We start from the raw sequence: 13,358 nt of genomic DNA on the forward strand, positions 1-13,358 counted from the left end.
TCGTCCATAGCAATCCGGCGGGCTTCGCTCAGGGCAGAGCCTGACTAACTGGAGTTATGACCTTATTAAGTTACATGCTAAATTACATAACTTATGAAGAAATGAAAGCACTAGGACTATGGGTAAAATTTCGAACTAAATTTCTAACTATATTAAGCCATATACCTGCAAAATTAGGTATATGGCTTTTTGGTGGTGCACATGGGTCATGGGTACTGGCTATAGGGTGAGTACGATCAGGAGCCGGTAAACCTCCACGAATCGGCACACATTTCCTCTAATCCCCGGGTGGCCTCCCAGCCCAGCTCCAGTTTAGCCTTGGTAGGGTCGGCATAACAGGTAGCAATATCCCCCGGCCGGCGGGCCGCTATTTGGTAGTTCACTTTTTGCCCGGTAGCCTTTTCAAAGGTAGTTATTACTTCCAGTACGCTGTAGCCCTGGCCGGTACCCAGGTTATAGGCTTCCACACCTTTAGTTTGGCTGATTTTTTCTAATGCTTTCAAGTGACCCAGGCTAAGGTCAACTACATGGATATAGTCTCTTACACCGGTGCCGTCTTTAGTAGGATAATCATTGCCAAATACGCTTAAGATCTCTAGCTGTCCGGCTGCTACCCGGACTATATAGGGCATCAGGTTATTAGGAATACCATTGGGATCTTCGCCGATGAGACCGCTTTTATGGGCCCCGATGGGGTTAAAGTATCTTAACAGGGCTATACTCCAGTCATGGTCGGAAGTGTATAAATCCCGCAGGATGTTTTCGATCATAAGTTTGGTGCTGCCGTAGGGGTTAGTAGTGGATAAAGGAAAATCTTCTTTTATAGGGACTGTGTGGGGGTTGCCATAGACAGTGGCTGATGAGCTGAAAACCATGCGTTTAACCTTGTGCTTCGCCATAGTTTGACAGAGTACGAGTGTACCAGCCACATTATTATGATAGTATTTAAGAGGTATTTCCACTGATTCGCCTACCGCTTTAAGTCCGGCAAAATGTACTACTGCATCTATCTGGTTTTCAGTAAAAATTTGCTCCATAGCGGTTCGGTCCCAAAGATCGGCTTGATAAAATTTAAAGTCTTGGTGGGTGATCTGTTTTATCTTTTGGATGACTTCCGGTTTGGAGTTGCTAAAGTTATCAAAAACTATGAGATCATAACCTGCGTTTAAAAGTTCCACACAGGTATGGCTGCCAATGTATCCAGTCCCGCCGGTAACTAATATAGTCATAATAACCTCCTGAATTTTGCTAAACCCTTCATTATATAATCATGCTAGGTGGTTATTGAGGGCCTGTCAAGATATGGAACAGGGGGCTTAAGTGTGGTGATCATTATTAAAAAACCCGTTGTTAAAAAGAGCCCTATATTTTTAATAATTCTGCTGCTTGTGGTGGTGTTAATAAGACTTTCCCTGCCTCATCTCGGCCGGATGCTGGTGGCAGAAGATAAGCCGCTGCCTAGTGATGTGATTGTGCTTTTAATGGGCAGTGAAACGGAGCGTATGCCGGGAGCGGTAGAGCTTTATCAGGCGGGCTATGCTGATACAATTTTGATGGTGAGAAATAAAATGGCCGGATTTGATGAACTTAGTCAAAAAGGGGTTAAGATTCCTCATGATACGGAAAGGGCCAAAATGATAGGCATGCAGATGGGACTGCCGGAGGATGCTTTTATCATATTACCGGGAGAGGCCGAAAGTACCCAGGATGAGGCGGTAACAGTGAGAAATTACTTGCGGGATCGTCCAGAGGTAGATTCCCTTTTGCTAGTTACTTCCCGCTATCATTCCGGGCGGGCCAAAAGGATTTTTACTAAAGCTACGCGCTCACTGCCTGGCCATATTAGGGTGCTATCTTGCCCTACCCGACAGGATAGTTTTAATGAGGACAAATGGTGGCAGGACCGGGAAGATTCCCGCCGGGTAGTCCTGGAATATGCTAAACTGGCTAATTTTTATTTGCGGGAACAGTTTTTGCTAAGGGAGTAAGGGGGTACCCTGGTAGGGTGTTTTGAGGTTAAATTCAACTCCGAAAGCTGATGGAGCAGTGGCTGAGAATAGGTATAGATAATAAATTAAAATTAGAGAAAAAATAAATTCCCTATTAATAAGAAGCTAAAATAGGGGATTTTGTCTGTAAAAATTACACATAATTTGTTATAATTGCCCTAACTATTGATCGGGGGAGAGGGGCGATTGTATGTCGAGAGCGAAAGTTATCAGTGTGATTAATTGGAAGGGTGGAGTGGGGAAAACCACCATGGTCCACCATCTGGGGACAGGGTTTACGCATTTAAGTGATGAAGAGCGGATGAAATACCTGGGGACGACGGAAGTGCCGCGGATTCTTTTAGTTGACAATGATGCCCAGTGTAGTTTATCAGTTTCCTGTCTGGGAGAAACTGAATATGAAGATCTAATTATCGGTAAAAAGATGGGGACCATTGCTGATCTGTATATTCCTTTCCTGGAGAATGAAAATGCTGATATAGATGTGAATAGTTACATAATGAAATGGGCAGTACATTGTGGTGGTGGGGGAGGATATCCGCAGGTGGAGTTGCTACCATCTCATCAGGAGCTTATCTTTACTGATATGGATATTGCGGTTTATTCGCCGGCGGGATATAAGGCAAATATGAAGTTGGATCCACGGGTATATAAATTCCAGGTGTTGGAGAATATGCTGCGGCAGGTTCGCGATAATTACGACTATATATTCATTGATTGTCCACCGAATTTAAACTTCATTACCCAGAATGCCTTATATCTTAGCGACTACTATCTTGTTCCTACTAAGTTGGATTTCCTCTCTGTTTATGGCCTTTCCTATATTATTTCTAAAGTAAAAGAACTAAATGATATGTTCGTTGGGCAGGTGTCTGGTTACAAACCGGTGGAACTGATCGGGATCGTTGCCAACCTGGTGAAAGAATACAATAAGGAGCCCAAAGGCAGTCAGAGCAATATGCTGGATAGGTTATACAATTCCTTTGGAGATATGGTATTTCAAAACTACGTTACCGAAGGGGATGGAATAAGCTATGCGTCGCAACTGGCTTATCCGGTCTATGCTATCCCTACTACGGGTACTACTGCCAGGAAGCAGGGGGATGCGATGCTAGCAGTATTATGTGAGATGTTGGAAAGAATCAATGAGGTGGATTAAATGAAGGTGGACACTGTGCTGGGGATAATCAGGAAATTGAGCCTGATCTTGGAGCATTATCAGGATAAAACGGTAGATTTTATGTTAGACGATATTTATCAGCACTGCTGTGTACCTGCGGAGCCCTTAATATTAGAGCCTGAACCAGATGCCAGGGAAATGAGCCAGAGGGAGGCGGAAAAACAGGAAAGATCGGAAGAGATGGAAAGGACTGAAAAGCCTGATAAACCGGGAAAGCCGGAAAAAACTCAAAAACCAGAAAAGCCATCTTCAGCTGATGCCGCTTTGCTTATGCAGGATATGAACCGGGAGGAACGGGTTGATTTCCTAAAATTTCATAAGTATATTATCCGGGAAATGCAAACGATAGCCGGTATTTGGGATATAAAAACTAAATCCAATATCAAAAAGGCGGAAATTATTGAAGCTATTGCCAGCCATAAACACGTGCCTGGTGAGGTTATCCCGGAAGCCGAGTCACCCAAACCTAAAAAGACTAAAAAGGGAAAAAGTATCGAAAATGCCATTTTAGAATTGCCGGAAATGAACCAGGAGGAAATCATGGTTTATCTTGAGCCGTTTCGCAAATATGAAATATTAGAAATTGCTCGCCGGCTTAATGTAAAGGTATCAGCGAGTAATACCCGGGATAATATCATTTTGCTAATCGCTAAACAATTTGGCTATAAAGAGCTTAACCGCAGAATTTTTGAACGTCCACGACGGTTAAACTAGTGGAACCGGAAAACTTGTTAAGTTGGCTGGGTGCTCCCGATAAACCGAAGATAAGCTATGAAAACATAACAAAGGGCATTCGTGATTGATGAGATTTAAAGCTAATGAATAGTAGTGGTTATATAGATGAGAAAACATCTAAAATGGCCTCGTAATAATACGGGGTCATTTTATTTTCTAAAATAAGTTACTATATTTTAAAATATAGTAAAAACATGTTTACATATTATAACAACGATGATAATATAATGATAAGTTGTATTTAAAACACTCTAACGGGAGGGAAGGTTATGGCAGTAGTCAAGAGGGATTTGCTGCGGGATGGAGCATTAATCAGGGGATTTCGCATCGGGGTCCAGCTTACCCAGGCAGATGCTGCCCAGCTGACCGGGATTTCTATAAAAAAGATCAGCCGGGCGGAGCGGGGGCTGGAAAAAGAACCTGAGGTTTACCTGCAAATAGCCCGGGAATTAGGGTTAAGTGAAAGCCAGCTGATTATTTGGTCTAAGATTAAGAAGGTGGGCTAAGGTGGCAGAACGAGGGTCAGTACCGGCTGACATAATGAAAATGAATCGCCAATGGTTGGAAGAACTTTATGATCAGCTTAAAAATAAACAGGATGAGATCAATAGATTGCAGCAGGAATATAACCAGATCAGCCATAATATCGAATTGTTAGAGGCATTGCTGGCATCGGCGGAGGGCCAGGAATTAGAGACAGGCAGAATGAAAGAGGCGGCTGCCGGCGAGAATTTCCGGGAAAAGGAGCCCCTTAAGCCAGAAACAGATGAGGACAAGGAATTGCGCGGTGATCGCCTGCGTGATGAAATAGTGCGGGTTTTACAGGAAGCTTATCCGGATGATGTTTATTACCGGGAGATATTAAGGCGTATACGTCTTAAGGGTTACCAGGTGGCCGGCAAAAATCCGGGCCTTAATATAATCGCTCATTTGGCTAAAGAGCCCCGGGTGGTGCGGGCGGAAAAAAGAGGTATGTATCGTCTGGAGGAGTCCTTTATAAATGAGTGGCAGGGAGGACTAGCTGCGGGTAAGCAGGATAAGGGAAAATAGGGGGAAGGGGGAGAAAAGGTTGTCTTTTGTCCGAGTGGAAGATTGGCGGGATCAGGTTATAGGCCTTAAGCCGTTATATACGGATACCGGTAATGCTACCCAGATTATTAATGCTTCTGGAGATACAGGGCTGGACCGGCGCGTGATAACTACAGTGCAGGCTGCCCTGGCCCGGGCTTTTGCCGTGGATTTGAAGGCCCAGCATGATCATATCCGGGCGATTTTAAAACGAAAGTCGTTACTGCCTTTTTATCTGCCGGGGCCGAGGGTTTTTATCCCGTTAAAAATGAGACAGGCTATAGCGGTTAATGACTCAACCTATGGTTATATAGATGTGAGTTTTATTGATAAAGTGGTACGTGACGAGGAGAAAAATACCTGTATAGTAGAGCTTACCACCGGCCAGAAGGTGGAAGTTTTAAGTAATCGGACTACCATTATCAGCAGTCAGCACCTGGGCCAGGAATTGTTAGCCTATTTACAGCCACCAGGTAATGTAAGTGGGGAAGATGAGATTATAAAGTCAGTAACAATTATTCTAAGTTATTTTAACCGCATCCAGGACCAGCTAACCCGCATTGAAAGGCGGCTTTAAGGGAAAGAACGGTAAAGGACCGTTTGCTTTCAGATCAACCCTGTCCTCGGTTTAGAAATGTTCGGTTTAATTTTTTAAATAACCAGGGTCATCAGTTTACAATCTCAGTGATGAATAATTAAATAAATAGCCTACTGCCGGAAAATTCTTTCCGGGCAATACGGGGCAACTCATGATACCGGGAATTCGTTCCCGGTTTTAATTTTGGCAGGGGGAAAATCCCGGGTTACTAAGTTACCGGAGTTATCAAGGGCCATAAAACTCTCAAAACCCACGTAGTCCGTGGATAAAACACAAATTAGTACTTCTTTCCCTATCAAAATATGCTAAAATATACCGTTAGAAGCGGAAAAAAACCAACAGGCAAAAGAGGTGTATCATGACCCAGCCGGAAAACAATAATCCTGTCTATACCAACTACGAAGAAATCGACCTCAGGCAAATATTTAACACCCTGCACAAACGGAGATATATCATTATTTCGGTAACTATTATTTGTATGCTTATAAGCGGGATTTTTAGCTTTTTTATTGCCGATCCGGTGTATGAGGCTAGTACCGTTATTTCGGTAAACCAGCAGCAGGATACTCGGGAAGCGACCGGTGATATCGAAGACGTAGTTCAGGAGCTGGGAGAAATCCCGCGAATGAGTGTCGAGGCCTGCCAGCAGCAGGTAAAGTCTCCTGCTATACTACAAGCTACCATAAAGGAACTGGGGTTGAATTGTAAAAGAAGTGACTTGCGTGCAAGTGTTAAAACGGATAATCCTAAAGGCACTAACCTGATAACTATCACTGTTAGTAACAGTGATCCAGAATTAGCAGCTTCAATAGCTAATACCATCCGGGAAAAAGTAGTTGCTAATGTTAATGTTATAAATGCTCGCAAGGTGGAGCGCTCCCTGGCGATGATGGAAAAAGAACTCCTGAAAAAAGAAGAAAATGAATTAAAGGTGGCTAACGAGGAACTAAAAGCCTATAAATTACAAACCCGGTCAATCGAGTTCTTAACTACCCAACTACAGCAGAAAAATGAAGATCTGGCCCTATTTCAATCGCAAAGTATAGGTGCTGAAATCCAGCGCGATGCCCTTAGACAGGGAATTAAGCAGGAAAAGCAAAACATTGCTAATACTCCGGCGACTATAACTACTAATAGTTCAGCTCAGGGTCTATTATCAGTTGAAACTAATGGCTTGGATATAAAAAATGGTCAGGTAACCAGCGAAAATCTTAATGATGCCTATGTAGCAGCAGTCCAGTCTTATAACGAAAAAGTAGCTACTCTGGCTGGTATTGAATCAGCTATAGCTACTGCCCGGCAGAAGACCAGCCAGTTGGAAGAGGAAATTCGCCAGCTGGAAGCAGAACTAATAAACAACCAGATTGAAGAAAAAAGATTGCAGGATGAAGTGGATCGGCGAGAAAAAGTAGTCAGTCTCTTAACTTCGAAAATAGCTGATCTAAAAATAACCCAGGCCATTGATATAGCTGAGAATAATATAACTACGGTAGGGGAAGCGATTGCTCCGGAAACCCCGGTAAAACCAAATAAAATACTTAACATCGCTTTAGCTGCTGTTCTGGGCCTGATGTTGTCGACCTTCGCAGTGTTTTTTATGGAATACATGAAAAACGGGGAAGAACCTAAAAAAGCCTAATAGAAACTATCATTATCAATCAGTATAGTGAATGGATGGGGGCATAATACCCCCGTACTTACAGGGTAATAGCAAGGTAAAGCCGACCCTGCATGTTATAGCAATCTAACAGATCGTGGGAGGTTAAAGTAAGGTATCCGGGGAGAGTGAAAAAATGTCCAAACTGCTATGCGAAGCGGAAAACAGTATTGTAATTAAACCGCCGGCTGAGGGATTAACTACTCCTATGGTTAGTTTTAAACAGTCGGTATTAAAAGTAATTGCGGTTACCAGTCTGGTATTTATTGACCTAATCGGGCTGCTGGCCGCCCTGTATCTAAGTTATTACCTGCGTATTCACATCTTACCGCAATTTTTTGCCATTTTTCCTGCAACTATGCCTCCCGAACTAGCTGACAAAATATACTGGGTCTTGGGAGTAAATATATTATGCCTGGCCTATGCTGGAATTTACAGTAAAAGGCTCCCCTTCTGGCGGGAAATAAAACGTCTACTGGGTGCTATTTCCCTGGGCTTTATATTAGTACTGGCCGCTGTTTCCCTGGCTAAAATGGGTGGGGAAGTATCCCGAACCGTTCTGGTAGGGGCCTACATAATCGCATTATTTATTCTTCCTTTGAGCCGCTATCTGGGTAAAACCATCCTGGCTCAGGTAGGTATATGGAAGGAACCGCTTATTATAATGGGAACGGGAAAAACCGGCCAGATCGTAGCCGAAGCCCTGGTTAATGATAAATACTTAGGTTATACCATAGCCGGTTTTATAACGGATGACAATCAAAGGAAAAAAGGCAGTCTTAAAATCAACGGCGATAAATATCCGGTATTAGGCCGTTTTAGTGATGCTGCTAATATCCTGAATAGCACCGGGATAAGGCGGGTGGTAGTAGCTGCTCCGGAATTACCTGGTCCAGAAGTAGTATCCCTGACTAACCAGCTCCAGCCCTATACCCGGTCAATACTGGTTGTACCAGACCTTTTCGGTGTTCCTGGTATAAGTGGGGAAGTTGATTATTTTTTTGATGAACAAATAATCGCCTTTCGTACCCGCAATAACCTGGCCAGTGGGGTGAATGTAGTTACCAAAAGGATGTTTGATTTAATTGTTGGGATGGTTATGTTGATCCTGGCAGCACCGTTAATGTTAATTTTAGCCCTGATAATTAAACTGGATTCTCCCGGTCCGGCTATTTTTTCCGGTAATAGAATTGGTAGGGACGGGATTCCGTTTAAATGTTATAAATTCCGCACTATGTATCTGGACAATGATAAAATCTTGACGGAATATCTGGACAAGAACCCTAGGGCAAGAGAAGAATGGGAAACATTTGCTAAACTCAGAGAATATGATCCCAGGGTAACAAAGTCTGGTAAATGGATGAGAAAATTTAGTCTTGATGAACTGCCACAGCTCTTAAATGTGATGAAAGGAGATATGAGTCTGGTAGGGGCAAGACCTTATTTACCACGTGAAAAGGAACAAATGGGTGTCTATGCCGATACTATACTGCTTGCTAATCCAGGTATAACAGGATTATGGCAGGTAAGTGGCCGCAATGAAATAGAATTTGACGGACGGTTACGTTTAGAAGCTTGGTATGTTCGTAACTGGTCCTTGTGGCTGGATATTTCACTTTTATTCCGGACTTTAGGAGTGGTGATAGGGAAAAAGGGTGCGTATTAAGGTTTCTATGTGAGGTATTTTTATTTTATGAGGTGTTAAAGATTATGAAAGTAGTAGTTACCGGCGGAGCCGGATTTATTGGCAGTAATTTTATTCATTACATATTTGAGTATTTTCCTGACTGGCAGGTATTAAATCTCGATAAGCTTACTTATGCGGGTAATCTTTATTCACTTAAAGATATAGTAAATAATCCGAACTTTTCTTTTATACAGGGAAGTATAGAAAATAAAGAATTGGTAGCTAATATCTTAAGTAAGTTTCAACCTGATGCAGTTGTCAACTTTGCGGCGGAATCTCATGTAGACCGATCTATTGATGGCCCCAGTGAGTTTATAGCAACTAATATAGTAGGAACATTTAATCTGTTAGAATGTTCCCGCCTTTACTGGTACCAGTTGGATGAACAGAGAAAAGAAGCATTCCGGTTTCTACATATCTCCACTGATGAAGTCTATGGATCTTTAGGAGCGGAGGGGTATTTTACCGAGGAAACATCTTATGCTCCTAACTCACCTTATTCAGCTTCCAAAGCTTCATCTGACCACTTGGTGCGGGCTTATTATCATACCTATGGATTACCGGTATTAACTACCAACTGCTCCAATAACTATGGACCGTACCAGTTCCCGGAAAAGCTTATACCTTTAATAATTTTAAATGCCTTGGAAGGAAAAAACCTGCCAATATATGGTGATGGACTTAATATTCGCGACTGGCTGTATGTAGGGGATCACTGTTCAGCCATAACAGCAGTATTGACCAAAGGAAAGCCGGGAGAGGTTTATAATATCGGTGGAAATAATGAAAAGACCAATTTAGAGGTTGTAGAAACCATATGTAACCTGCTGGATGAGCTGAAACCAAGTAATAAAATAAGTAGTTATAAAGAGCAGATTATATTTGTTAAGGATCGTCCGGGACATGATAAGCGTTATGCGATTGATGCTGAAAAAATTAAGCGCGAGCTGGGATGGAGTCCCCGGGAGACATTTGCCAGCGGAATGAAAAAAACAGTTCAATGGTACCTGAACAATCCGGAATGGTGTCGCCAGGTTCAGGATGGCAGTTATCGCCGGGAAAGACTGGGCTTAGGAATAGCACAGTCTTAAAAGGGAGGAGTTATGCATGCCAATTACTAAAGGAATTATTCTGGCGGGGGGATCAGGTACCAGGTTATATCCGCTTACTGAAGTAATCAGCAAACAACTGATGCCTATATATGATAAGCCCATGATATTTTATCCGCTTAGTATTCTGATGTTGGCCGGGATAAATGATATTCTGGTAATTAGTACTCCCCATGATTTGCCATTATTCCAAAAACAGATGGGTGATGGAAGCCAGTGGGGAATTAATATTCAATATGCAGTCCAACCGAGCCCGGACGGATTAGCCCAGGCTTTTATTATAGGAAAAGACTTTATTGAAACTGACCCCTGTGCCATGATTCTGGGGGATAACATTTTTTACGGGGATGGTTTGTCAGCTAAACTGCGCCGGGCAGCTTCCCAGGAAAAGGGTGCGACTGTATTTGCCTACTGGGTTAAAGATCCGGAAAAGTACGGCGTAGTTGAATTCGATCAACACGATAAGGCCAAAAGCCTGGAAGAGAAACCTCAAATACCGAAGTCCAATTTTGCAGTAACCGGTTTATATTTTTATGATAACCAGGTTGTTGAACTTGCTTCCCAGCTTAAGCCTTCGGCTCGGGGTGAGCTGGAGATCACTGATTTAAATAGATTATACCTGGAACAGGGACTATTAAAAGTCGAAAAACTGGGCCGTGGATTTGCTTGGCTAGACACGGGTTCCCACGAATCTTTACTACAAGCCGCCAATTTTGTAGCAACTATACAGGCACGCCAGGGCTTAAAAATATCCTGCCCGGAGGAAATAGCTTATCGCATGGGGCTGATTGATGCTGGACAGGTGCTCAAACTGGCTGAACCCCTTAAAAAGAATGGCTATGGTAAATATTTAATCAATATGGTACAGGGTGATAGATAAATGGAAATAATAGAAACTGAACTACCCGGTGTTTTGATCATCGAACCGGATATTTTTGAAGATAAGCGTGGTTTTTTTATGGAAACCTGGAATCAGGCCAGGTATGAGCAGGCTGGATTAAAAGTTAGTTTTGTGCAGGATAATCTTTCTTATTCAGCTGAAAATGTAGTACGGGGGTTACATTTTCAAAACCCTAAGGCCCAGGGAAAACTAGTTTATGTACTACAAGGAGAAGTCTTTGATGTAGCAGTAGATATCAGGGTAGGTTCCCCCAGTTTCGGTAAATGGGTGGGGGTTACGTTATCTGGCGAAAACAAAAAACAGTTTTACATTCCAGAAGGTTTTGCCCACGGATTTTGTGTAACCAGAGGGCCGGCGCTATTTACATATAAATGTACCGATTTGTATTCTCCACCAACTGAAGGCGGAGTTATATGGAACGATCCTCATATAGGTATCGAGTGGCCAGTTAAAACCCCTATCCTATCAGATAAGGATCAAAAGTATAAAACATTGCAGGAGTTACCAGCGGGATATCTACCGGTATATGGAGGTGACCCCAGATGAGCACCTTATGGCCGAAAATATTAGTGATTGGTAAAAATGGTCAAATAGGCTGGGAATTACAGCGAACTTTAGCTCCTTTAGGCCAAATTGTTGCTCTGGATTATCCAGAGATTGATTTAGCTAATCCTGATTCTATAAGATCCAAAGTACATGATATAAAACCTAGCTTAATAGTCAATGCTGCAGCTTATACAGCTGTTGACAAAGCTGAAGAAGAGCCAGAACTGGCGATGGCGGTTAATGGTACTGCTCCAGGTATACTAGCCGAAGAAGCTCAAAAAATAGGAGCATTTCTGGTCCATTATTCTACTGACTATGTTTTTGATGGAACCAAAACTACTCCCTACACCGAAGAAGATGAACCTAATCCAATTAATGTTTATGGCGCGACGAAACTTGCCGGGGAAAAAGCCATTCAGGCTGTTAATCCTAACCATCTTATTTTTCGAACCAGCTGGGTGTATGGTCTTAGGGGGAAAAACTTTCTTCTTACTATGTTAAGGTTGGCTAAGGAACGTAATGAAATAAGAGTCGTAGACGACCAAATTGGTTCTCCCACATGGTGCAGAATGGTTGCGGAAGCCACAGCTTTAATAATGGTTCAGGGAAAAACTCCCGTAATAGATAAGAGCGGGTTATACCACCTGACGGCTGGAGGGCAGACTAGCTGGTATGGGTTTGCGAAAAGCATTTTATATTTTAAAACTGATATAAATACCGAAATAATACCAATTAAAACATGTGAATATTTAACTAAATCTAATCGTCCGCTCTATTCAGTTCTCGATAACAAAAAACTGCAGTGTGGTTTTAATATTAAGATATTAGACTGGAAAAAGTCATTAGAAAAAGTCTTAAATAATAACTAGAAGGTGGAATTATCATGTTCAACAACAACACAGTCCTAATAACAGGAGGGACTGGCTCTTTTGGGAATAAATTTTGTGAAATAGTTTTAAAAAAATATCCCAATATAAACAGGCTAATAGTATTCAGTCGCGATGAATTAAAGCAGTACGAAATGGCACAGCGGTTTAACAATAATTCTAAGTTGAGATTTTTTATAGGGGATGTAAGAGATAAAGAAAGACTTTATAGAGCATTTGATGGTGTAGACTATGTTGTCCATGCAGCAGCATTAAAACAAGTCCCAGCTGCAGAATATAACCCTATTGAAGCCATTAAAACAAATGTAAACGGTGCCGAAAATGTTGTAAATGTTGCCATAGACCGTGGTATAAAAAAGGTAATAGCGCTAAGCACGGACAAGGCCTGTAATCCTATAAACCTATATGGAGCGACAAAACTATGTTCAGATAAACTGTTTATAGCCGGTAATGCTTATGCAGGGAGTAAAGAAACAAGGTTTGCAGTAGTTAGATATGGTAATGTTGTAGGTAGCAGGGGAAGTGTTGTTCCCTTCTTTTTAAGTTGTAAAGAAAAAGGAAAGGTTCCAATTACTGATCCTAGAATGACACGTTTCTGGATTACTCTAGAACAGGGAGTTAATTTTGTATTAAAGAGCTTTGAAAGAATGAGGGGCGGAGAGCTGTTTATTCCTAAAATTCCAAGTATGAGCATAATGGATTTAGCTAAAGCTGTTGCTCCCGGTTGTGAAACAGAAATAGTAGGAATACGACCTGGGGAAAAACTACATGAATATATGATATCTGAAGAAGATGCCAGAAATACGTTGGAGTATAATGATTATTATGTTATACAACCGCAATTTTCATGGTGGAGTAAAGAACAATACCTAGACCAAAACGGAGGAAAAGCTGTTCCTGATGGTTTCAATTATAATAGCAATAACAATACACGGTGGCTAACGGTAGAGGAATTAAGAGAAATAATCAAGGAGAATTAAC

Annotated in this window: 14 protein-coding genes; 13 read left to right on the forward strand and 1 reads right to left on the reverse strand. The window is 42.0% G+C overall.

What is annotated here, in order from left to right:
• Positions 1 to 236: 236 nt before the first annotated feature.
• Positions 237 to 1,229 (reverse strand): UDP-glucose 4-epimerase GalE, encoded by a 993-nt coding sequence (gene galE / locus ACZ5Q0_RS09140; protein ID WP_446818328.1) that lies wholly within the window; start codon positions 1,227 to 1,229, stop codon positions 237 to 239.
• Between the two features lie 93 nt (positions 1,230 to 1,322).
• Between galE and ACZ5Q0_RS09145 the strand changes: the two genes are divergently transcribed.
• The 13 genes from ACZ5Q0_RS09145 to pseB all read left to right on the forward strand — a co-directional run bounded on the left by ACZ5Q0_RS09145 (position 1,323) and on the right by pseB (position 13,357).
• A complete protein-coding gene (locus ACZ5Q0_RS09145) occupies positions 1,323 to 1,988 on the forward strand; it encodes a YdcF family protein (RefSeq protein WP_446818327.1) in 666 nt (221 codons plus the stop codon).
• 211 nt (positions 1,989 to 2,199) lie between these two features.
• Positions 2,200 to 3,168 (forward strand): ParA family protein, encoded by a 969-nt coding sequence (locus ACZ5Q0_RS09150; protein WP_446818326.1) that lies wholly within the window; start codon positions 2,200 to 2,202, stop codon positions 3,166 to 3,168.
• Entirely contained in the window at positions 3,169 to 3,903 is a 735-nt protein-coding gene (locus ACZ5Q0_RS09155; RefSeq protein WP_446818325.1) for a hypothetical protein, read from the forward strand.
• A 290-nt stretch (positions 3,904 to 4,193) separates the two neighbouring features.
• Positions 4,194 to 4,430, forward strand: coding sequence for a helix-turn-helix domain-containing protein (locus ACZ5Q0_RS09160; protein WP_446818324.1), 237 nt, complete (start codon positions 4,194 to 4,196; stop codon positions 4,428 to 4,430).
• A gap of 1 nt (position 4,431) precedes the next feature.
• The gene (locus tag ACZ5Q0_RS09165; RefSeq protein WP_446818323.1) at positions 4,432 to 4,974 is read left to right on the forward strand and encodes a hypothetical protein; all 543 of its coding nucleotides are present in this window, start codon (positions 4,432 to 4,434) and stop codon (positions 4,972 to 4,974) included.
• A gap of 19 nt (positions 4,975 to 4,993) precedes the next feature.
• On the forward strand, positions 4,994 to 5,569 hold the full coding sequence (locus tag ACZ5Q0_RS09170; protein WP_446818322.1) for a hypothetical protein: 576 nt from the start codon (positions 4,994 to 4,996) through the stop codon (positions 5,567 to 5,569).
• A gap of 379 nt (positions 5,570 to 5,948) precedes the next feature.
• A complete protein-coding gene (locus ACZ5Q0_RS09175; RefSeq protein ID WP_446818321.1) occupies positions 5,949 to 7,229 on the forward strand; it encodes a GumC family protein in 1,281 nt (426 codons plus the stop codon).
• A 154-nt stretch (positions 7,230 to 7,383) separates the two neighbouring features.
• Complete coding sequence (gene wbaP, locus ACZ5Q0_RS09180; RefSeq protein WP_446818320.1) at positions 7,384 to 8,913, forward strand: undecaprenyl-phosphate galactose phosphotransferase WbaP; 1,530 nt, start codon at positions 7,384 to 7,386, stop codon at positions 8,911 to 8,913.
• Positions 8,914 to 8,957: 44 nt separating this feature from the next.
• Positions 8,958 to 10,025: a dTDP-glucose 4,6-dehydratase gene (rfbB, locus tag ACZ5Q0_RS09185; RefSeq protein ID WP_446818318.1), complete on the forward strand. Its 1,068-nt coding sequence runs from the start codon at positions 8,958 to 8,960 to the stop codon at positions 10,023 to 10,025.
• 16 nt (positions 10,026 to 10,041) lie between these two features.
• A complete protein-coding gene (rfbA, locus tag ACZ5Q0_RS09190) occupies positions 10,042 to 10,923 on the forward strand; it encodes a glucose-1-phosphate thymidylyltransferase RfbA (RefSeq protein WP_446818317.1) in 882 nt (293 codons plus the stop codon).
• Entirely contained in the window at positions 10,924 to 11,490 is a 567-nt protein-coding gene (gene rfbC, locus ACZ5Q0_RS09195) for a dTDP-4-dehydrorhamnose 3,5-epimerase (protein ID WP_446818316.1), read from the forward strand.
• Entirely contained in the window at positions 11,487 to 12,359 is an 873-nt protein-coding gene (gene rfbD / locus ACZ5Q0_RS09200; protein ID WP_446818315.1) for a dTDP-4-dehydrorhamnose reductase, read from the forward strand. The genes rfbC and rfbD overlap by 4 nt, the downstream gene beginning before the upstream one ends.
• 14 nt (positions 12,360 to 12,373) lie before the next feature.
• On the forward strand, positions 12,374 to 13,357 hold the full coding sequence (gene pseB / locus ACZ5Q0_RS09205) for a UDP-N-acetylglucosamine 4,6-dehydratase (inverting) (protein WP_446818314.1): 984 nt from the start codon (positions 12,374 to 12,376) through the stop codon (positions 13,355 to 13,357).
• Position 13,358 lies beyond the last annotated feature (1 nt).

Source organism: Syntrophomonas erecta subsp. sporosyntropha (assembly GCF_055395365.1).